At 70.7% G+C, this 19,053-nt stretch carries 19 protein-coding genes; 15 read left to right on the forward strand and 4 right to left on the reverse strand.

Features of this window, described 5'->3' with window-relative positions:
• Positions 1–15 precede the first annotated feature (15 nt).
• Positions 16–1,251, forward strand: coding sequence for an NAD(P)/FAD-dependent oxidoreductase (locus ACSHT8_RS30475; protein ID WP_436494813.1), 1,236 nt, complete (start codon positions 16–18; stop codon positions 1,249–1,251).
• On the opposite strand, the gene ACSHT8_RS30480 is transcribed toward ACSHT8_RS30475, so the two are convergent.
• The gene (locus tag ACSHT8_RS30480; protein ID WP_436494815.1) at positions 1,145–2,416 is read right to left on the reverse strand and encodes a Bcr/CflA family multidrug efflux MFS transporter; all 1,272 of its coding nucleotides are present in this window, start codon (positions 2,414–2,416) and stop codon (positions 1,145–1,147) included. The two genes, ACSHT8_RS30475 and ACSHT8_RS30480, sit on opposite strands and share 107 nt — an antisense overlap.
• A gap of 176 nt (positions 2,417–2,592) precedes the next feature.
• Between ACSHT8_RS30480 and ACSHT8_RS30485 the strand changes: the two genes are divergently transcribed.
• The 3 genes from ACSHT8_RS30485 to ACSHT8_RS30495 all read left to right on the forward strand — a co-directional run bounded on the left by ACSHT8_RS30485 (position 2,593) and on the right by ACSHT8_RS30495 (position 5,138).
• Positions 2,593–3,600, forward strand: coding sequence for a tetratricopeptide repeat protein (locus ACSHT8_RS30485; protein WP_436494817.1), 1,008 nt, complete (start codon positions 2,593–2,595; stop codon positions 3,598–3,600).
• A gap of 92 nt (positions 3,601–3,692) precedes the next feature.
• Positions 3,693–3,917, forward strand: a complete 225-nt coding sequence (locus tag ACSHT8_RS30490; RefSeq protein WP_436494818.1) for a hypothetical protein — start codon at positions 3,693–3,695, stop codon at positions 3,915–3,917.
• 57 nt (positions 3,918–3,974) lie between these two features.
• Positions 3,975–5,138 carry a lactate 2-monooxygenase gene (locus tag ACSHT8_RS30495; RefSeq protein WP_436494820.1) on the forward strand — a complete coding sequence of 388 codons (1,164 nt, stop codon included), beginning with the start codon at positions 3,975–3,977 and terminating at the stop codon, positions 5,136–5,138.
• Here the strand turns inward: ACSHT8_RS30495 and ACSHT8_RS30500 are convergent.
• On the reverse strand, positions 5,107–5,787 hold the full coding sequence (locus tag ACSHT8_RS30500; protein WP_436494822.1) for a M15 family metallopeptidase: 681 nt from the start codon (positions 5,785–5,787) through the stop codon (positions 5,107–5,109). The genes ACSHT8_RS30495 and ACSHT8_RS30500 overlap by 32 nt on opposite strands.
• Positions 5,788–5,919: 132 nt before the next feature.
• Between ACSHT8_RS30500 and ACSHT8_RS30505 the strand changes: the two genes are divergently transcribed.
• The 4 genes from ACSHT8_RS30505 (at position 5,920) to ACSHT8_RS30520 (ending at position 9,153) form a co-directional block, all read left to right on the forward strand.
• A complete protein-coding gene (locus ACSHT8_RS30505; RefSeq protein ID WP_436494823.1) occupies positions 5,920–6,525 on the forward strand; it encodes a phosphatase PAP2 family protein in 606 nt (201 codons plus the stop codon).
• A gap of 38 nt (positions 6,526–6,563) precedes the next feature.
• Entirely contained in the window at positions 6,564–7,250 is a 687-nt protein-coding gene (locus ACSHT8_RS30510) for a response regulator transcription factor (RefSeq protein ID WP_436494824.1), read from the forward strand.
• Positions 7,251–7,324: 74 nt separating this feature from the next.
• The gene (locus ACSHT8_RS30515) at positions 7,325–8,725 is read left to right on the forward strand and encodes an ATP-binding protein (RefSeq protein WP_436494825.1); all 1,401 of its coding nucleotides are present in this window, start codon (positions 7,325–7,327) and stop codon (positions 8,723–8,725) included.
• Positions 8,722–9,153, forward strand: coding sequence for a hypothetical protein (locus ACSHT8_RS30520; protein ID WP_436494827.1), 432 nt, complete (start codon positions 8,722–8,724; stop codon positions 9,151–9,153). Before ACSHT8_RS30515 ends, ACSHT8_RS30520 begins: the two co-directional genes overlap by 4 nt.
• On the opposite strand, the gene ACSHT8_RS30525 is transcribed toward ACSHT8_RS30520, so the two are convergent.
• Positions 9,154–10,806: a bifunctional 3'-5' exonuclease/DNA polymerase gene (locus tag ACSHT8_RS30525; protein WP_436494829.1), complete on the reverse strand. Its 1,653-nt coding sequence runs from the start codon at positions 10,804–10,806 to the stop codon at positions 9,154–9,156.
• A 192-nt stretch (positions 10,807–10,998) separates the two neighbouring features.
• Between ACSHT8_RS30525 and ACSHT8_RS30530 the strand changes: the two genes are divergently transcribed.
• Complete coding sequence (locus ACSHT8_RS30530) at positions 10,999–12,561, forward strand: acyl-CoA synthetase (protein WP_436502223.1); 1,563 nt, start codon at positions 10,999–11,001, stop codon at positions 12,559–12,561.
• A 136-nt stretch (positions 12,562–12,697) separates the two neighbouring features.
• Positions 12,698–13,861 (forward strand): S8 family serine peptidase, encoded by a 1,164-nt coding sequence (locus tag ACSHT8_RS30535; RefSeq protein ID WP_436502224.1) that lies wholly within the window; start codon positions 12,698–12,700, stop codon positions 13,859–13,861.
• A gap of 55 nt (positions 13,862–13,916) precedes the next feature.
• Here ACSHT8_RS30535 and ACSHT8_RS30540 read toward each other — a convergent pair whose 3' ends face one another.
• Positions 13,917–14,489, reverse strand: coding sequence for a TetR/AcrR family transcriptional regulator (locus ACSHT8_RS30540; RefSeq protein WP_436494831.1), 573 nt, complete (start codon positions 14,487–14,489; stop codon positions 13,917–13,919).
• Between the two features lie 76 nt (positions 14,490–14,565).
• Between ACSHT8_RS30540 and ACSHT8_RS30545 the strand changes: the two genes are divergently transcribed.
• Genes ACSHT8_RS30545 through ACSHT8_RS30565 form a run of 5 tightly spaced genes read left to right on the forward strand, consistent with a single transcriptional unit; the run spans position 14,566 to position 19,042 of the window.
• Positions 14,566–15,765: an acyl-CoA dehydrogenase family protein gene (locus ACSHT8_RS30545; protein ID WP_436494833.1), complete on the forward strand. Its 1,200-nt coding sequence runs from the start codon at positions 14,566–14,568 to the stop codon at positions 15,763–15,765.
• Positions 15,762–16,556: an SDR family oxidoreductase gene (locus ACSHT8_RS30550; RefSeq protein ID WP_436494835.1), complete on the forward strand. Its 795-nt coding sequence runs from the start codon at positions 15,762–15,764 to the stop codon at positions 16,554–16,556. Before ACSHT8_RS30545 ends, ACSHT8_RS30550 begins: the two co-directional genes overlap by 4 nt.
• The gene (locus ACSHT8_RS30555; protein WP_436494837.1) at positions 16,553–17,305 is read left to right on the forward strand and encodes an SDR family oxidoreductase; all 753 of its coding nucleotides are present in this window, start codon (positions 16,553–16,555) and stop codon (positions 17,303–17,305) included. Before ACSHT8_RS30550 ends, ACSHT8_RS30555 begins: the two co-directional genes overlap by 4 nt.
• Positions 17,306–17,339: 34 nt before the next feature.
• Positions 17,340–18,407 (forward strand): phosphotransferase family protein, encoded by a 1,068-nt coding sequence (locus ACSHT8_RS30560; RefSeq protein ID WP_436494839.1) that lies wholly within the window; start codon positions 17,340–17,342, stop codon positions 18,405–18,407.
• Positions 18,404–19,042, forward strand: a complete 639-nt coding sequence (locus tag ACSHT8_RS30565; RefSeq protein ID WP_436502225.1) for a histidine phosphatase family protein — start codon at positions 18,404–18,406, stop codon at positions 19,040–19,042. Before ACSHT8_RS30560 ends, ACSHT8_RS30565 begins: the two co-directional genes overlap by 4 nt.
• Positions 19,043–19,053: the final 11 nt, after the last annotated feature.

Here is a 19,053-nt window from a genome sequence, read left to right on the forward strand (position 1 = left end):
GACTAGGAGGTCGACATGGGCGCAGTGCACCGCATCGTCGTCGTGGGAACCGGCCTGGCGGGCGGCACCGCCGCGGGCACCCTGCGCGACAAGGGCTTCGACGGCGAGATCGTGGTGATCGGGCAGGGACCGCACCGCCCGTACGCGCTGCCCCCGCTGTCCAAGGCGATCCTGCTGGGCGAGGCCGACGAGCCCGACTGGGTCCACGACGAGGGCTACTACGCCGAGCACGACATCGACCTGCGCACGAACACCGAGGTCCGCGAACTGCACCTCGGCGAGCGGGCCGTCGTCGACTCGGCGGGGGAGCACCACCGCTACGACCGGCTCGTGCTGGCCACCGGCTCCGCGCCCCGCGCGCTGCCCATCCCCGGTGGTGACCTCCCGGGCCTGCGCACCCTGCGCACGCTGGAGAACTCCCTCGACCTGCGCGCGGCGCTCGCCCCCGGGGTCAAGGTGGTCATCGTCGGCGCGGGCTGGATCGGCTGCGAGGTTGCCGCCGCGGCGCGCAAGCACGGCGCCGACGTCACCGTGATCGATCCGTTGCCGCTGCCGCTGCACAAGACACTGGGCGACACCGTCGCCGAGGTGTTCCGCGACCTGCACGAGGCCAACGGCGTCACCTGGCGGCTCGGCACCGGCGTCGACGCGTTCACCGGCGACGAGGGCGTGGTCAAGGCGGTGCACCTGAGCGACGGCACCGCGGTCCCGGCCGACGTCGTGGTCGTCGGCGTTGGCGCCGCGCCGCGGCTGGAGCTGGCGAAGGCGGCGGGGCTGGAGCTGTCGGACTCGGTGCCGGGCAGCGGGATCGACGTCGACGCGAGCCTGCGCACGTCGGCGCCGGACGTGTTCGCCGTCGGCGACGTCGCCGCGCACTTCCACCCCCGCTACGGCAGGCGGGTCCGCGTCGAGCACTGGGCCAACGCCAAGGACCAGGGCGAGCACGTCGCGGGCAACCTCCTCGGCGACGCCGAGCCCTACACGAAGTCGCCGTACTTCTACTCCGACCAGTACGACCTGGGCATGGAGGTGCGCGGCCTGGCCAACCCGTTCACCGACGAACTGGTCGTGCGCGGCGACCTGAAGTCGCGTGAGTTCACCGCGTTCTGGACGCGCGGCGGCCGGGTGCTGGCGGCGATGAACGTCAATCAGTGGGACGACGGAGAGGCGCTACAGGCGCTGGTTGATCGGCAGGTTCGGGCGTCGGCGGAGGAGCTGCGGACGGCTGACCTGGCGAATCTCGCTTCGTGACGGCGTAGGACGCCAGCCCGAGCAGCGACAGCCCGGCGATCACCACGCCCATCGGCAGCGCGGAGGTCGTGCCGCCGAGCCCGACCAGCGGCGCGGCCAGTCCGCCGACGACGAACTGGACCAGGCCGAGCAGGGCGGACGCGGTTCCGGCCTGGTCGCCGTGGTCGGCCAGCGCCAGCGCGGAGCTGTTGGGCGTCACCATGCCGACGCTGGCCACGACCACGAACAGGCTGGGCAGCAGGAACCAGAGTCCGAGGTCGAGCGCGCTCACGACAAGCACCGCCAGGCCACCGGCCGCCGACAGCAGCAGACCCGCCCGCAGGAGCGCGCGCAGGGAGAACTTGCGGAGCAGGGCGCCGTTGAGCTGGGCCATCAGCACGAGGCCGAGCGCGTTGGCGCCGAAGACGACGCTGTAGCCCTGCGGGCTGAGGCTGTGCAGGTTCTGCAGGACGAACGACGACCCGGCGATGTAGGCGAACATCGCGCCGGTCACGCACGCCGCCGCGGCCCCGTAGGCCATGAACGTCCGATCGGCGGCGAGCCCGGCGTAAGCCCGCAGCGTGCGGCCCAGGTGCGCGGGATGTCTGCGCGCGGCGGGCAGCGTCTCGCGGAGGCCGAACGCGGTCGCGGCCAGCAGCACGACGCCGAAGCCCGCCAGGACCACGAAGATCCCGGGCCAGTCCGTGAAGCGCAGGACCTGCCCGCCGATCACCGGGGCGAGGATCGGCGCCAGGCCGGTCACGATGATCATCACCGAGAAGAACCGGGCCATCTCGACCCCGGAGAACAGATCGCGCACGGCGGCCCGGCCGATCACGATGCCCGCGGCGGCGCACGCACCCTCGGCGAAACGCAGCGCGATCAGCGCGTAGACCGATGGTGCGACGGCGCAAGCCAATGAGGAGATCGCGTACAGGGTCAGGCCGATAAGCAGGGGTCGGCGGCGGCCGAAGGAATCCGAGAGCGGTCCGGCCACGATTTGGCCGAGGGCCAGGCCGATCATGAACGTGGTCAGCGTGAGTTGCACTTGCGCGGCGCCGGTGCCCATTTGCTCGGCCATGTCCGGGAACGCGGGCAGATACATGTCGATCGACAGCGGCCCAAAGGCAACTAGTCCGCCCAAGATCAGTGCCAGCCGAGCCTTGCCTGGTCGTGGTGCGGTCACCCGGTCAGTCTAGGGAGCGCTGAATTTTCACTGCCCACTGTGATCAATCGGTTGGCGGATTCACGACGGGCCGGTGCGTGGAATTCTCTACGATCACTGTCAGATATCCGGGCGGGTCGCCCCCCAACCCGATCGGTCCCTTGACACACTGGGCTTGGAGACGCGGGAGGGATGCCATGGCCGAGCCGATCGACGCCGTGCTGGCACAGGCCGCGGAGCTGACGGCGGCGGGCCGCCCGGAGGTCGCCATCGACATCCTGCGCCCGGTGATCGCCGACCATCCCGACCACCCGGAAGCGTGGTGCAGGCTCGCCGCCGCACTGCTCGACTCCGGCAGGCCGCAGGACTGCCTGGACGCCGCCAAGCGCGCGATCACCCTCGGGGAACCGTCCTGGGCGCACCGGCTGGCCAGCCTCGCCCTCACTGAGCTGGGCAGACACGATCAGGCGGCGGTGTCGGCGAAGGAGGCCGCCCGCCGCGACCCCGGCGACTGGCGCAACCACGTCACCCTCGCCGAGGCCCTCGGCCCGACGTCGCCGCCCGACGCGCTGGAGGCCGCCCGCCGCGCGGTGATCGCCGCTCCGGACGAGCCGCGCGTGCACGAGGTGCTCGGTGCCGCCGCCGCCCGGGTCCGCGACTTTCCGCTGGCCAAGCGGGCCTACAGCGACGCGTTGCGCCTCGACCCGGCCAACGACTCGGTGCGCGCGAAGCTGGCCAAGCTCGCCGGGGTGCGGGCGACGCCACCCGCGCGGCCCGCGCCCGGCGAGGTCCGGTTCGGACGGGCCCAGCGGATCGCGTTATGGCTGGTCCTGCGCCGGTGCGCGGGCTGGCTGGCGGCCGGGTCGTTCGTGCTGATGATCGCCGGGCTGCCGCGCCCGACCCCGCTGCTGGTGTGGTTCGCGCTGGCGCTGCTGCTGGCCGAGCTGGTCATGGCCGCGCACGGGGTGCTCACGCTGCCGCGCGGCTACTGGCCGCCGCCCCGGTTGTTGGCCCGCCGGGCGCCCCTGGTGGCGTTCGGGGCGGTGTTGTTCGGGCTGGGGACATTGTTACTCGCCGTGTGGACCCTCGCGCTGGCCCTCGGCGTCCGCGGGATGCAGCTGCTCACACCCGCGCTGATCTGCGCGGTCGGTGCGTCCATTGTGGGCTGGTACGGCCTCTGGCGGATGCGCGCATTCACCCGTTAGGGTGGCGCACCCTCACGGATGGGGGAACCGATCGACCGCGTATCGCGTCGATTGGAGCACTTGTTTATTTCTTGGCACTAGGGGAAACGATCATGGGTGTCGTGCGCCGCATCGCGGTTTTTCTGATGGTCCTCGGCTTCGCGTCGGTGGGCTTGTACTTCATGGACTACAGCTTCCGCATCATCTCGTGGCTCGACGACTACCAGCCGGGCGCGGGCCTGGCCATCGGCGGCGTCGGTCTGCTGCTCCTGCTTGTCACCATCGCCGTGGAGAAGAAGCCCGCGCCCGCGCAGGTGCCCGTTCCGCCGCAGGCGTGATCACGCGCGGGGCGTGCCAGACTGCGGTCTGCACGCCCCGCGACGGTGAGGAGTCCCATGGGTCAGCACGCCGGCTACCAGAACGAGATCTACCTGCAGGGCCTCGCTGACCAGGTCCCGATCTTCACCACCGACGCCACCCGCGTCGAGGACATCGCCCGCGAGGCCATGGCGCCCGGACCGTTCGGCTACGTCGCCGGGTCCGCCGGGTCCGGCGACACCGCCCGCGCCAACCGCGACGCGTTCGCGAAGTGGCGGATCGTGCCCCGGATGCTCTCCAACGCCACCGCCCGCGACACCTCCGTGACCGTGCTCGGCACTGAGCTGCCCGCGCCCGTGCTGCTCGCCCCGGTGGGCGTCCAGTCGATCGTGCACCCGGACGGCGAACTCGCCACCGCCCGCGCCGCCGCCGCGCTCGGCGTGCCGATGGTGCTGTCGACGGCCGCGTCGCACTCGCTGGAGGAGGTGGCCGCCGCCAACGGCACCGGGCCGCGCTGGTTCCAGCTGTACTGGCCCAACGAGCCCGAGGTGTGCGCGAGCCTGCTGGACCGGGCGAAGAAGGCGGGCTACACGACCCTGGTCGTCACCCTCGACACGTGGACGCTCGCCTGGCGGCCCACCGACCTCGACCAGTCCTACCTGCCGTTCCTCCGCGCCGTGGGCGTGGCCAACGCCTTCACCGACCCGGCTTTCCTCGCGGGGCTGGAGAAGTCGCCGGAGGAGGACCAGGCGATGGCGGTGCTGCGGTGGGTCGGGCTGTTCACCGGCACCGACAAGAGCTGGGACCAACTCCCGTTCCTCCGCGAGCACTGGGACGGTCCGATCGTCCTCAAAGGAATCCAGCACAGCGCCGACGCGCGCCGCGCCGTGGACGCGGGCATGGACGGGATCGTCGTGTCGAACCACGGCGGCAGGCAGGTCGACGGCGCCATCGCCTCGCTCGACGCGCTGCCGGAGATCGTGGCCGCGGTCGGCGACCGGATCGAGGTGCTGTTCGACTCGGGCATCAGGACCGGCGCCGACGTGCTCAAGGCGCTGGCCCTCGGCGCCAAGGCCGTGCTGCTCGGGCGGCCCTACGTCTACGGGCTGGCGCTGGGCGGCGAGGCCGGGGTGCGGCACGCCGTGCGCAGCCTGCTCGCGGACTTCGACCTGACGCTGGGACTGTCGGGCCACCGCTCGCCGGACGAACTCACCCCGAGCGCGCTGCGGTATCTGCCTTAGCGCCGGGATGCGGCAGGCGCGGGAGCGGCCTGCCGCACGCCTCGGGGCGGTACTCGAAGTGCCACCACTCGTTGTCGTAGGTGCGGTGCAGGTGGAAGCGGGCGCCGTGGCGTTCCAGCCACGCCGCGCCCTGCGCGGGGCGCACGTCCAAGGCGATTCCCTTGACGTGGTTGGACTCGTCGGGCGGCAGCACCCGCGTGCGCGCCACCGCGACTGATCCGCTGCGGCGCACCGCCTCGGCGAACAAGGTGCGCTGCGTGCCCGCGTCGCGGTGGCCGGACGTGAGGCCGATGAGCTGGCCGTCGCGCCAGAACGCCACCGCGCGCGCCTCGGTGAACGCCGCGCGGGTGGGCGGGGTCAGCCCGGCGAGGTCCTCGGCCGGGTACCGCAGCGCCAGCGCCCACTGGCAAGCGGTGTGGCGGGCGCGGCCGGTCAGGTAGGCCGCGGGAAGCAGGAGCAGGGCGATCAGCCGGGTGATCACCGCGAAGAGCCGGTCGCGGGCGCTTTCGGGGATGACGGTGGAATCGGCCTTGGTTGTCGCGTTTGTGGGCTGCTGTCTGGGATCGCCGCCTGGGATGACAGTGGGGTCGGTCTTGGTTGTGGGCCGCTGTCCGGGGTTGCCTGCGGGGATGTTGCCGGGGTCGGTCATGGTCGACAGATTTGTCGGCCGATGTCCGGGATCGCCGACCGTCATGTCACGGTTTCGCACGGACCGGATGTTGTGACGAGACCATGACAAAGCGCGGACGCGGCCATCACCTGCCGGACGAACCATGAACTCGTGACGACGACTATCTCCCGACCCGTCCGGCAAACCTCGGTTCCGGCGCTGCTCGGCGCGGCCGCCGCGTGCGTGGTCGGCCTGCTCCTGACCTACCTGCTGTTCGTGCGCACCGCCGCGGGCCAGTGGGTGGACCAGTTGATGCTCAGCGACTACCGGGGCAAACCCCGCTTCGCTGAAGAGGTGCTGGCCGCCACGCTTGACGTCACATTGGTCCTGCTCGTCGTCGTGTTGGTGATCGGGGCGCTGGGCGGGCGCTGGTGGCGGGGGATCGCCGGGATCGGCGTCATGCTCGGCGCGGTGGGCGTCGCGCGCCTGCTCAAGGCGACCCTCTCCCGCCCCGACCTGGACATCGCCGGATCCACCACGCACAACAGCTTCGCCAGCGGCCACGTCGCCGCGGCGGCGGGCCTGCTCGTGGCCTTCCTGCTCGTCGTCCCCGCCGCTGTGCGCCCGTGGATCGGCGTGCTGGGCGGACTGGGCGTGGCCATGGTGGCCTGGGCGACGGTCGAGGCGGGATGGCACCGGCCCAGCGACGTCGTCGGTGCTGTGCTCATCGCCGCGGCACTCGCGCTGGTAGTCGCCGCCGTGGCCCGGGCGGCGTGATCGCGCGCGGCGGAACGGGATTTGCGATGCTGTGCGGCATGTCCAGGGTGCTGCTGATCGAGGACGACCCGGCCGTGCGCGAAGGGCTCCGGCTCGCGCTCACCCGACAGGGGCACGCGGTGGACGCGGCGGAGTCCGGCGAAGCGGGGCTGCGGCGGCTCGGCGACACCCCGCCCGACGTGGTGGTCCTGGACCTCATGCTGCCCGGAATCGACGGGTTCGCCGTCTGCCGCCGCATCCGGGCCGACGGCGACCTGCCGATCATCATGCTCACCGCGCGCGGCGACGACATGGACGTGGTCGCCGGGCTCGAGGCGGGCGCCGACGACTACGTGGTCAAGCCGGTGCAGCCGCGGGTCCTGGAGGCCCGCATCCGCGCCGTGCTCCGGCGCTCCGGTGGGGACCCCGCGGACGATCCCGACGGCCCCGAGTCGTACGGCGCGCTGACGATCGACCGGCGGGCGCTGGTGATCGCCAAGCACGGCGCCCCGCTCGCCCTCGCGCCGACGGAGCTTCGCCTGCTGCTGGAGCTGTCGCGGCGACCAGGGCAGGTGCTCAGCCGCCGCCAACTGCTGGAAGCGGTGTGGGATCACGACTATCTCGGCGACTCACGGCTGGTGGACGCCTGCGTGCAGCGCCTACGCGCCAAGATCGAAGCGGATTCGTCGGCGCCGGTGTACGTGCAGACGGTTCGGGGTTTCGGTTACCGGTTCGGCCCGCTGTGACTGCCAGCCGAGTGTCACCGGCAGACGGTTCGGGGTTTCGGATACCGGTTCGGCCCGCTGTGAGCCGTGCGGGCATGCGCGCTTGGGGGCTGCGGGCCCGGCTGGTCGCCGCGTTCGCGCTCCTCAGCGTGATCACCGCGGCGGCGGTGGCCAGTGGCATCTTCCTGCAGGCCAGCAACAACATCCTGCAGCAGGCCCAGGACGCCGAGGCGCGGGCGCTGATCAATCGGACCCAGGCGATGTACCCGATCCCTCGGCTGCCCCCGACCAAGGGCGATCTCGACGCGCTGGCGGGCCGGTTGTCCGATCGCGAACACGCCGCCGTCGCCGTCTACGGCCCGAGTGCCTCCACCGGGATGGACGCGGTGAACATCCCGGCGGAGCTGCGCGGCGCGGTCCTTCGGGGGCAGGTCTCGTGGCAGCGGGTGGACGAACCCGGCGGGGTCAGCCTGGTCGTGGGCACCCAGTTGCGGGTCACGCTGCCGAGCGGGCGGTCGGTGCCGTCCGGCATCGAGGTCTACACCGCCCGGAGCCTGGCGCCCGAGCAGCTGAGCATCGACCGGTTGGCCACGATCGCCTGGATGACCGGCGCGCTGGCGTTCGGCCTGGCCGTGGCGCTCGCCTGGCTGGCCGCGGCCGGGGTGCTGCGGCCGGTGCGGGAGCTCAACCAGGCCGCGCAGCGACTCGGCGCGGGCGAGTTGACCACTCGGCTGGCGGTGCGCGGCTCGGATGAGCTGGCCGGGCTGGCCGGGACGTTCAACGAGACCGCCGCCGCGCTGGAACGCCAGGTCGGCGAGCTGCGCAGGATGGAGGCCGACGCCCGCCGGTTCGTCGCCGACGTCTCCCACGAACTGCGCACACCGCTGGCCGCGATGACCGCGTTCGCCGACGTGCTGGCCGACGAGGCGCTCACCGGGGACGCGGGCACGGCGGCCCGGATGGTCAGCCAGGAGACCCACAACCTGACCCGGCTGGTGAACGACCTGATCGAGATCAGCCGGTTCGACTCCGGCGCGGCGACCCTGGTCCTGGAGGAACTCGACGTGGCCGCGGCGGTGCGCGCGACACTGCGGCAGCGCCGCTGGGCAGACCAGGTGGAGACCGATCTCCCGGAGGGCATCACAGCCCGACTGGACCCGCGGCGGCTCGACGTGATCGTGGCGAACCTGGTGGGCAACGCGCTCAAGCACGGCGCCCCGCCCGTGTCGGTGCGGCTGCGCGAGGACCCGCTGTGGATCGTGCTCGAAGTGGCCGACCGGGGCGCGGGCCTGCCGCCCGCGGTCCTGCCCCAGGTGTTCGACCGCTTCTACAAGGCCGACACCGCCCGCGCCCGATCCGAGGGCAGCGGGCTGGGGCTGGCCATCGCCCGGGAGAACGCCCGGCTGCACCGCGGTGGAGAGCTGGTCGCGGAGAACCGGCCGGACGGCGGCGCGGTCTTCACCCTGCGCCTTGCCCGGACGGGAGAACCACGGTGAGACGAGTCTTCCTGGCCCTGCTCCTCTTTCTGGTCGCCGGATGTGGAGTCCGGTCGACCGCCCCCATCACCGGCGACGATGCCCCCACCGGGGAGACGGCGGGTCTGCGGCTCTACCTGCTGTTCGGCGGCGAGATGACCCTCGTCGTCCGGCCGGAGACGACCGACGCCGGGGTCTTGGGCGCTCTCAAGGCGCTTGGTCTCGGGCCGACCGCGGACGAGTCGGCCCAGGGGGTGACGACCGCGATCCCGCCGGGGACGACGTTGGCCTACGCCGACGGCGCGGTCTCGGTGCCCGAAACGCTCTCCGCGCCTGCCGTCGACCAGATCGCGTGCACGGTGATGGTCGCGGTCCCCGGTGACACCGTCATCGCGCTCGTCGGACCAGACGGCTCGCGTCGTCGACTCACGTGCTCCAAAGCAGGCTAGCTATTTGGCGTCGGCGTAGCAGTCGACGGCGGCGGCGATCAGCGGGAAGCGGACCGGGGTGTCGCCGAAGACGAGGGCGGTGGCCTGGTCGGCGGCCTCGCTGATCTCCTTGGCGACCACGTCGGCGGCGGCCTGCGGGCAGTGCACGATCACCTCGTCGTGCTGGAAGAAGACGATCTCGGCCTCCGGTGCCGACGTGGTCAGCCGCCGCCGGAGGGTCGCGAGCATGGTGAGCGCCCAGTCGGCGGCGCTGGCCTGCACGACGAAGTTGCGGGTGAACCGGCCCCACTCGCGCGCGGCCTGCCGTCCCCGCCGCTCGGCGGTCTCGTCCGGGTCGGAGGTCAGCTCGCGCCAGGCGTCGCTCGGCGGCGGGCTCGTGCGGCCGAGGCGGGAGCGCACGACCCGGCCCTCCTCACCGGCGCGGGCCGCCTGCTCGACGTAGTCCACCGCGTGCGGGAACCGCTTGCGCAGCACGGCCAGCAGTGGCCCGGCCTCGCCGCTCGTGCCGCCGTACATCGCCGAGAGCATCGCGATCTTCGCCCGGCCGCGGTCGCCGTCGAAGGCGTCGGCGGCGAGGCTCGTGTAGAGGTCTTCCGACGCCGACACCTCGGCGAACCGCCGGTCGCCGGACAGCGCGCCGAGCACACGCGGCTCCAGCTGCGAGGCGTCGGCGACCATCAGCGTCCAGCCCGGGTCTGCGCGGACGGCCGTGCGCAGAGTGCGGGGGAGCTGGAGCGCCGCGCCGCCGCGGGTGGCCCAGCGGCCGGAGACGACGCCGCCGACGACGTACTCCGGGCGGAAGCGGCCGTTGTCGACCCACGAGTCGAGCCACGACCAGCCGTGGGCGACATAGAGCCTGGACAGCTCCTTGTACGCCAGCAGCGGCTCGACCGCCGGGTGCTCCACTTCCTTCAGCACCCACGCGCGCGCCGACGGGATCTCGATGCCCTCGCGGGCGAACGCGCGCACGATGCTCGGCGGGTGGTCAGGGTTGATCGGCCTGCCGGAGAAGGCGTCGCTGATGCGTTCGGCCAGGTCGTTGAGCTTCGCCGGGCGCGCGCCGGGGGAGGGGCGCGGGCCGAGCAGGTCGGTGAGCAACTCGGTGTGGATGTCGACGCGCCACGGCAGGCCGTAGTACGTCATCTCGGCGGCGGCCAGCGCGCCCGCGGACTCGGCGGCGATCAGCAGGCGCAGCCGGTCGGGGTGGGCGGTATTGGCGATCCGCCGCTCCTGGTCAGCCAGGACGGCGACGGCGGCGTCGAGGGGATCGGCGGCGGGCGCCGTGCCGCGGTCGGGCTCGAAGAGGGCAGGCTGCTCGGTGCGGATCAGCGGACGAGGGTCGGCGGGCTCGGGCAGGCCGCGGGTGCGCGCGTAGGCGGCACCGAGGTTGCGGGGGCGGCCGGGGCGCTCCTCGAAGGCCAGCAGGATGCCCTCGGCCAGCGACAGGTCGTGGCACCGGCCGAGGCGGACCCCGGCGGCCAGCAGCGCGGGACACAGCTCGTCGGCGGCCGGGATGATCCAGCGGACGTCGGTCTCGCGCTGCCGCTCGGCCATCCAGGCCGCGACATCGGGAATCGCGATCGGCGCACCGGGCTCGTCGAGCACCCGCGCCCGCGCCGTTCCCTCGCCTTCCGGCACCACGATCACCCGCACGTCGCGCATTCTGCGCTAACCCACTGACAACCGCTGTCAGGGTTTGGCCGACCGGTGTTGACTCGCCGGTAACTTCTGCGGCACCGTGCTGGTGCAGGCAACACGGATTCGGGAGGCAGCGTGAGCGACTACCTGACCCTGGTGCGAGACCTGGCGGGCAAGGTGCCGACCGTCGTCCGCAGCGTCGACGTGATGCGCCGGGCGGGGCTCGTGCCGCTGGCCAGACCGGACCACGTGCTCAAGTCGATGATCGCCGTCCGCAGGCTCGGCCCGATCGCGGGCGCGGCCAAGGTCGCCGCCACCCGCGACCACCGGGCGATCGGCCTGGTCGACGAACTCGGCCCGCTCACCTTCCGCCAGCTCGACACCCGCTCCAACGCCCTCGCCCGCGCGCTCGCCCACCGCGGGGTGAGCGACCGGTCCGTCATCGCGCTGCTGGCCAGGGACCACCGGGGCGCGGTCGACACGATGCTCGCAGCGGGCAAGCTCGGCGCGCGGCTGCTGCTGATGAACACCGGCTTCGCCAAGCCGCAGCTCGCCGACGTGGCCAAGCGCGAGGGCGTCACCGTCTTCATCCACGACCAGGAGTTCGCCGAACTCGCCACCGCGCTGCCGCCGAGCATCCCCCGGTTCACCGCGTGGGTCGACGATGTCCCGGAGGACGAGCGGACCATCGAGGAACTCATCGCCAACACCGACGACCGGCCGGTGGCCGTGCCCGCCGAACCCGGCGGCATGGTGCTGCTGACCAGCGGGACCACCGGCACGCCCAAGGGCGCGCCGCGGCAGGTGCGGTCGCCGCTGGCCGCCGCGCAGTTCCTCGACCGGATCCCGCTGCGCTCCGGCGAGACGACGATGCTCGGCGCGCCGCTGTTCCACGGCACCGGGCTGTCGCAGTTCATCATCAGCTTCGCCCTCGGGTCGGCCGTGGTGATGCGCCGCCGGTTCGACCCGGAGCTGACGCTGAAGGCGATCGAGGACAACAAGGCCACGACGCTCGTCGTGGTGCCGACGATGCTGCAGCGCATCGTCGATCTGGGGCCGGAGGTCCTCGGCCGCTACGACACCAGTTCGCTGCGCATCCTGTTCACCGCGGGTTCGGCGCTGTCGCCTGAATTGGGCAACCGGGCCACGAAGGTCTTCGGGGACGTCATCCACAACCTGTACGGGTCCACCGAGGTCGCGGTCGCCACCGTGGCCACACCGGAGGACTGGCGTGCCGCGCCCGGAACCGTCGGCCGCGCGCCGGTGGGCTGTGTCGTGCGGCTCTACGACAACGCGGGCAGACGGATCACCCAGCCCGACGTCACTGGGCGCGTATTCGTCGGGAGTGGACTGAGTTTCGCCGGGTACACCGACGGCCGCCACAAGGACATCATCGATGGATTGCTATCGATTGGTGACGTGGGCCATTTCGACGCCGACGGTCGTCTGTTCATCGACGGCCGCGACGACGACATGATCGTCTCCGGCGGCGAGAACGTTTTCCCGGTGGAGGTGGAGAATCTGCTCGTCGAATATCCCGGCGTGACCGAGGCCGCGGTGATCGGTGTGGCGGATCCTGAATTCGGCCAGCGGCTGAAGGCTTATGTGGCGCTGGACGAGGGTGCCAGCGTCGCCGCCGACGAGCTGCGGGAGCACGTGAAGGCCAACCTCGCCCGGTTCAAGGTGCCGCGCGAAGTCGTGTTCCTGCCTGAGCTTCCGCGCAACGCGACCGGGAAAGTGCTGCGAAACCGCTTGTCCGATTTTGGCTGACGAGCCCCAGGTCACATGCACTGAACAGTTCTTTGACTTGGTCTGATCGGACCATCAGTGGCAAGTGGCAAGGGTTGCCTGTTCACGTCGCGACGGCATTGCATGGGATTTCCCAATCAGGAAGGAATCCCTTTCCATGACGTTGAGGCGCGAAGGTCGTCGGGGCCGACTCGCAATCGGCTTCGGTCTCATCAGCACAGTCGCAACCGCCGTCGCGGTGGTCGCGGTGCCCGCTCAGGCGCAGGAGGGTGAAGTCCGGCTGGCGAACAGCCCGGACGCGATCAAGGACAGTTACATCGTCGTGCTGAAGGACGGCGCGACCGCTGAGGGTCTGCGGATCTCCGGTACCCAGTTCAGTTCCATCAACGGCTACGCCGCCACCATGTCCGAATCGGACGCACGCAAGCTCGCCGCGGACGACAAGGTGGCGTTCGTGCAGGCCAACCTGCGCGTGCACGCCCTGGATGAGCAGCCGAACCCACCGTCGTGGGGACTCGACCGCGTCGACCAGGCTGACCTGCCGCTGGACAAGTCCTACAGCTATGAGTCCAAAGCGGACAACGTCACCGCGTTCGTGATCGACACCGGCGTCCAGGCCGACCACCCCGCACTCGGTGGCCGCGTCGAGGGCGGGTTCGACGCCGTCGACAACGACGACAAGCCCGATGACGAGAACGGGCACGGTACGCACGTCGCGGGCACCATCGGCGGCACGGAGTACGGGCTGGCCAAGGGCGTGAAGATCGTTCCCGTGCGGGTGCTCGACGCCGACGGCAGCGGCACGACCGCGGGCGTCATCGCAGGCATCGACTGGGTCACCAAGAACCACGAGGGTCCTTCGGTGGCGAACATGAGCTTGGGTGGCAAGGCTGACGAGGCGTTGGACAAGGCGGTGCAGGCCGCTGTGGAGTCTGGCGTGACGTTCGCGGTTGCTGCTGGCAATGAGTCGTCTGACGCGGGTGGTGTGTCGCCCGCTCGGGTGCCTGAGGCGATCACGGTCGCGGCGTCGGACGATGCCGACAAGCAGGCAGAGTTCTCCAACTTCGGTTCGATTGTCGACATCTACGCGCCGGGAGTGGACATCACTTCGTCGTGGATCGGCGGGGAGACCAAGACGATCAGCGGTACGTCGATGGCCACTCCGCATGTTGCCGGCGCGGCTGCGCTTTATCTCGCGGCGAACCCGGAGGCCAAGCCCGCTGATGTGGAGAAGGCGCTGACTGAGGCCGCGGTGCCGGACAAGATCACTGACATCAGCCCGGACACGGTGAACAAGCTGCTGCAGACCCAGACCAAGTAAGGCGGGCACGTGTCGCCCTCTCCCGGACCGGACCGGGAGGGGGCGACACGCGTTTCTAGGTGATCTTCTGTGCCAGTGCGATGACGTTGTCCAAGGCGCCCAGGAGTAGGTCGACCAGGGCGTCCTTGTCGGTTCGCTGCTTGCCTGTCCACTCGATGGCTAGTTCCTCGGCGAACGCCCACCACGCTCGGACGGCCAGTGCCACGGGTTCCGACGGGGTGGTCAGGTTCAGGGCCGACATGATCCGCACGGTCAGGGCGTCCTGGGTCTCGTCGTGGATCTGGCGGACCCAGTCGTCCAGGCCGGTGGCGCGGAAGAGGCCGACGTACTGGGTGCGGCGGCGTTCGATGAAGGCGACGTAGCCGTCGACGATCGCGCGCGGGGAGTCGTCGGGGGCGGCGTAGCGCAGGATTCGGCGGCTGGCGGCGCGGACGACCTCGACGTAGTAGTCCTGCTTGGTGGGGAAGTAGTGGAACAGCAGGCTGCGCGAGATGCCCGCCTCGGCGGCGACCTCATCGATGGTGACCTGGTGGATGGGGCGGACGGTCAGCATGCTCAGGCCGATGCCGATCAGCTGTTTGCGCCGGTCCTCGGCCGTGCGCCGGGTCCGCGCGGGCGCCTGGGCCATACGTCACTCCCTCCACCTGTTGAGCATCGCTCGATAAGCAGGGTACCTTGTTGAGCAACGCTCAATAGGAGGCGACATGGACTTCGCGCACTCGGCTAAGGCAGCCGACTACCTGGCCAGGGTCGGCGACTTCATCCGCACCGAGATCGAGCCGGTCGAGCCCGCCTTCCACCGCGACCTGGCCGCCCTGGACAACCCGTGGGTCGTGCTCCCGGTCATCGAGGAGCTCAAAGCCAAGGCGCGCGAGCAGGGTCTGTGGAACCTCTTCCTGCACGCCGAGTCCGGCCTCTCCAACGTCGAGTACGCGCCGCTCGCCGAGCTGATGGGGCAGTCGTTCATCGCGCCCGAGGTCTTCAACTGCAACGCGCCGGACACGGGCAACATGGAGGTTCTGCACCTCTACGGCAGCGAGCAGCAGAAGAAGCAGTGGCTCGAACCGCTGCTCCGCGGCGAGATCCGGTCGGCGTTCTGCATGACCGAGCCCGACGTCGCCTCCTCCGACGCGACGAACATGGCCGCGACGGCGGTGGTCAAGGACGACCAGATCGTCCTCAATGGACGCAAGTGGTTCTCCACCGGCATCGGGCACCCGAACTGCAAGGTCGCCATCTTCATGGGCCTGACCGACCCGGACGCCCACAAGTACGCGCGCCACTCGATGGTGCTGGTGCCGCTGGACACACCCGGGTTCAAGCTGGAGCGCATGCTGCCGGTGTTCGGCCGCCACGACGAGCCGTTCGGGCACGGCGAGGTCAGCTTCACCGACGTCCGGCTGCCGCTCGACGCGGTCATCGCCGGGCCGGGGCGCGGGTTCGAGATCGCCCAGGGCAGGCTCGGGCCGGGCCGCATCCACCACTGCATGCGGCTCATCGGCCTCGCCGAGAAGGCACTGCAGCTGGCGTGTCAGCGCGCGACGACGCGGGAGGCGTTCGGCAAGCCGCTGGCCAACCTCGGCGGCAACCGCGAGCGCATCGCCGACGCGCGCATCGCCATCGAGCAGGCGCGGCTGCTGGTGCTGAGCACCGCGTGGAAGCTCGACACCTACGGGCTGAAGGGCGCGCTGTCGGAGGTGTCGCAGATCAAGGTCGTGGTGCCGAACATGGCCCTCGACGTGATCGACATGGCCATCCAGCTGCACGGCGGCGCGGGCATGACCGACGACTTCCCGCTGGCCGCGGCCTACGCGGGCGCCCGGTCGCTGCGGCTGGCCGACGGGCCCGACGAGGTCCACCGCGGCGTCGTGTCGCGCATCGAGCTGAAGAAGTACACCGCGTGAAGCGCATCCTGATCACCGGAGCGGGCTCCGGGCTCGGCAAGGCCATCGCGGGCCGCTACAAGGCCGCGGGCTGGCAGGTGCTCGTCACCGACGTCGACGCCACCGCCGCCGAGACCGCGGCCAAGGAACTCGATGCCGACCACCTCGCCCTCGACGTCACCGGCGACGAGTCATGGGCCGCCGCGAAGACGTGGTGCGACGAGCACTGGGGCGGGCTCGACGTGCTGGTCAACAACGCGGGTGTGGCCTCCGGCGGGCGGATCGAGCGGATCTCGATGGCCGACTGGGACTGGATCTGGGAGATCAACGTCAAGGGCGTCGTGCGCGGCTGCGCGACGTTCGTGCCGGTGTTCAAGGCCCAGGGCTCCGGGCACATCGTGAACGTCGCCTCGCTCGCGGCGATCATGAACCTGCCCGCGATGGCGTCGTACAACGTCACCAAGGCCGGGGTCGTCGCGCTCTCCGAGACCCTGCACCACGAACTCGTGTCGTACGGCATCGGCACGACCGTGGTGTGCCCTGGCTTCGTGAAGACGAACCTCAACGACCGGATGCGCACGCCGGACCCGGCCGCGCTCAAGTTCAGCCAGAACCTCATGGCCTCGTCCAAGGTGACCCCGGACGACGTGGCGGAGCTGGTGTTCGACGCGGTGGCGGCCAAGCGCTTCCTCGTGCACACCCACGCCGACGGGAAGCGCGCGCACCTGCTCAAGCGGATCGCGCCGCGCCTGGTCGACAAGCAGGTCGCCAAGACATGGGCCCGGTTGCGGCCCAAGATGGAGCAAGAGTGACTACACGCAAGAACATCCTGATCACCGGCGCCAGCTCCGGCCTCGGCGAGGAGATGGCCCGCCAGTTCGCCGCGCTCGGCCGCAACCTGGCGCTGGCCGCCCGGCGCACCGACCGGCTGGAGAAGCTGCGCGAGGAGTTGCTCGCGGCGAACCCGGGCATCAAGGTCGTGGTGAAGGCGCTCGACGTCAACGACCACGACGCGGTGTTCAAGGTCTTCGGCGAGTTCCGGTCCGAGTTGGGCACGATCGACCGGGTGATCGTCAACGCGGGCCTCGGCAAGGGGCAGCCGGTCGGCACCGGCTACTTCTACGCCAACAAGCAGACCGCCGAGACCAACTTCGTCTCCGCGCTCGCCCAGTGCGAGGCCGCGATGGAGGCTTTCCGCGACCAGAACGCGGGCCACCTCGTGGTGATCTCGTCGATGTCGGCGATGCGCGGGCTGCCGCGAAACCTGTCGACGTACGCCGCGACGAAGGCGGGCATCGCCGCGCTGGCCGAGGGCATCCGGGCCGACACGCTGAAGTCGCCGATCAACGTCACCACGATCTACCCCGGCTACATCCGCTCGGAGATGAACGACAGCGTCAAGAAGACCCCGCTGATGGTCGACACCGTGCCGGGCGTGCGCTCGATGGTGAAGGCGATCGAGAAGGAGTCGGCGCAGGCGTGCACGCCGGGCTGGCCGTGGACGCTGATGGGCTTCGCCATGCGGAACCTGCCGCTGGGCATCGTGGCCAAGCTGTCATGACCCGGGACATGTCGGTCGTGACAAGGACGCGGGCATGACCCAGCGGGACCAGCCTCGCGAGGTGCGAGCAGAGGATGCCTTCGACACCGCGGCCGTGCACGCCTGGCTCTCGTCCGTTGTGGACGGTCTGGGTGGCGAGCCGACGGTGCGCCAGTTCCCCGGCGGTGCGTCGAACCTGACGTACCTGCTGGAGTACCCGGACCGCGACCTCATCCTGCGCCGCCCGCCGGTGGGCAAGAAGGCCGCGTCGGCGCACGACATGAAGCGCGAGTTCCGTGTCCAGTCGGCGCTGAAGCCGGTGTACCCGTATGTGCCGACGGTCCTCGGGCTGTGCGAGGACCATTCGGTGCTGGGCTCGGACTTCTACGTCATGGAACGCATCCCGGGCACGATCCTGCGCGGCGACCTGCCCGAGGGCATGACCCTCACCGAGGCCGAGGCGCGCTCGCTGTCGACGGCGCTGATCGACCGGTTCGTCGACCTGCACCAGGTCGACCCGGAAGCGGCCGGGCTGACGGACCTGGGCAAGGGCCGCGGGTATGTCGGGCGGCAGGTGAAGGGCTGGTCGGAGCGGTTCGTGGCCGCGCGGACCGACAACGTCCCCGACTTCGCCGAGGTCATGTCGTGGCTCGACGCCCACCAGCCCGACGACGTCGCCACGGTCGTGATCCACAACGACTGGCGGTTCGACAACGTGGTGCTCGACGACGACCGCGAGATCGTCGGCGTGCTGGACTGGGAGATGTCGACCCTCGGTGACCCCCTGATGGACCTCGGCGGCCTGATCGCCTACTGGATCCAGGGCGACGACGACGACGTCTTCAAGATGGCCCGCCGCCAGCCTTCGCACGTTCCCGGGATGCTGACGCGGGCCGAGATCGTTGACCACTATTGCTCGCGGATGGGTTTGCGGCCGGCGAACTGGGCGTTCTACGAGGTGTTCGGGCTGTTCCGGCTCGCGGTGATCCTGCAGCAGATCTACTACCGGTATCACCACGGGCAGACCACGAATCCGGCGTTCAAGGACTTCTGGATGTTCTCGGGTTATCTGGAGTGGCGCTGCCGCGAGTTGATCAGCAGAGCGATCGGCCAGGTTCTATGACTGTGATTCATCTGCTCCGCCATGGTCAGGCATCGTTTGGTGCGGTGGATTACGACGTGCTGTCGCCCGTCGGCCATCAGCAGGCGAAGGTGTTGGGCGAGGAACTGCGCGCGCGGGGGATCGAACCGGTCCAGGCGTGGTCGGGGACTTTGGCCCGGCAGCAGGACACGGCCGCGACGACCCTCGCCGCGGCCGGGTTCGACCTGGAGTGCGGCACGGACGCGCGGTGGAACGAGTACGACCATCTCGGGCTGGTGCAGAGCCATCTGGCCAGGGAGAACATCGACCTTCCCGCGTCTCCGCGCGAGTTCCAGGGGTTGCTCGACCAGGCGCTTGGCGCGTGGGTCGGCGGGAGTCGCGTTGGCGAGTCCACGTTCTCGGACTTCGCCGACGGGGCGGTGGCGGCCCTGACGGAGGTGGCGGCGGGCGGTGACGCGTTGGTCTTCACGTCGGGCGGCGTGATCGCGGCGCTTTGTTCTCGGTTGATGGGCGCGGATGTGGTCGCGATCAACCGGGTCGTGGTGAACGCGGCGATCACCAAGATCATCGTCGGGCGTTCCGGGGCGTCGCTGGTCTCGTTCAACGAGCATGGGCACTTCGACGGCACTCGCCGCGATCTGCTGACTTACCGCTGAGCTTCTAGGGT

This window comes from Actinokineospora sp. HUAS TT18 (assembly GCF_051364635.1).
Lineage (GTDB): Bacteria > Actinomycetota > Actinomycetes > Mycobacteriales > Pseudonocardiaceae > Actinokineospora.

What these genes read in the sequence shown, in the direction of transcription:
- ACSHT8_RS30475 (WP_436494813.1), top strand. Translation starts at nt 16, where the DNA reads ATGGGCGCAGTGCACCGCATCGTCGTCGTGGGAACCGGCCTGGCGGGC.
- ACSHT8_RS30485 (WP_436494817.1), top strand. Translation starts at nt 2,593, where the DNA reads ATGGCCGAGCCGATCGACGCCGTGCTGGCACAGGCCGCGGAGCTGACG.
- ACSHT8_RS30490 (WP_436494818.1), top strand. Translation starts at nt 3,693, where the DNA reads ATGGGTGTCGTGCGCCGCATCGCGGTTTTTCTGATGGTCCTCGGCTTC.
- ACSHT8_RS30495 (WP_436494820.1), top strand. Translation starts at nt 3,975, where the DNA reads ATGGGTCAGCACGCCGGCTACCAGAACGAGATCTACCTGCAGGGCCTC.
- ACSHT8_RS30500 (WP_436494822.1), bottom strand. Translation starts at nt 5,787, where the DNA reads ATGACCGACCCCGGCAACATCCCCGCAGGCAACCCCGGACAGCGGCCC.
- ACSHT8_RS30510 (WP_436494824.1), top strand. Translation starts at nt 6,564, where the DNA reads ATGTCCAGGGTGCTGCTGATCGAGGACGACCCGGCCGTGCGCGAAGGG.
- ACSHT8_RS30515 (WP_436494825.1), top strand. Translation starts at nt 7,325, where the DNA reads ATGCGCGCTTGGGGGCTGCGGGCCCGGCTGGTCGCCGCGTTCGCGCTC.
- ACSHT8_RS30530 (WP_436502223.1), top strand. Translation starts at nt 10,999, where the DNA reads ATGCGCCGGGCGGGGCTCGTGCCGCTGGCCAGACCGGACCACGTGCTC.
- ACSHT8_RS30535 (WP_436502224.1), top strand. Translation starts at nt 12,698, where the DNA reads ATGACGTTGAGGCGCGAAGGTCGTCGGGGCCGACTCGCAATCGGCTTC.
- ACSHT8_RS30540 (WP_436494831.1), bottom strand. Translation starts at nt 14,489, where the DNA reads ATGGCCCAGGCGCCCGCGCGGACCCGGCGCACGGCCGAGGACCGGCGC.
- ACSHT8_RS30545 (WP_436494833.1), top strand. Translation starts at nt 14,566, where the DNA reads ATGGACTTCGCGCACTCGGCTAAGGCAGCCGACTACCTGGCCAGGGTC.
- ACSHT8_RS30560 (WP_436494839.1), top strand. Translation starts at nt 17,340, where the DNA reads ATGACCCAGCGGGACCAGCCTCGCGAGGTGCGAGCAGAGGATGCCTTC.
- ACSHT8_RS30565 (WP_436502225.1), top strand. Translation starts at nt 18,404, where the DNA reads ATGACTGTGATTCATCTGCTCCGCCATGGTCAGGCATCGTTTGGTGCG.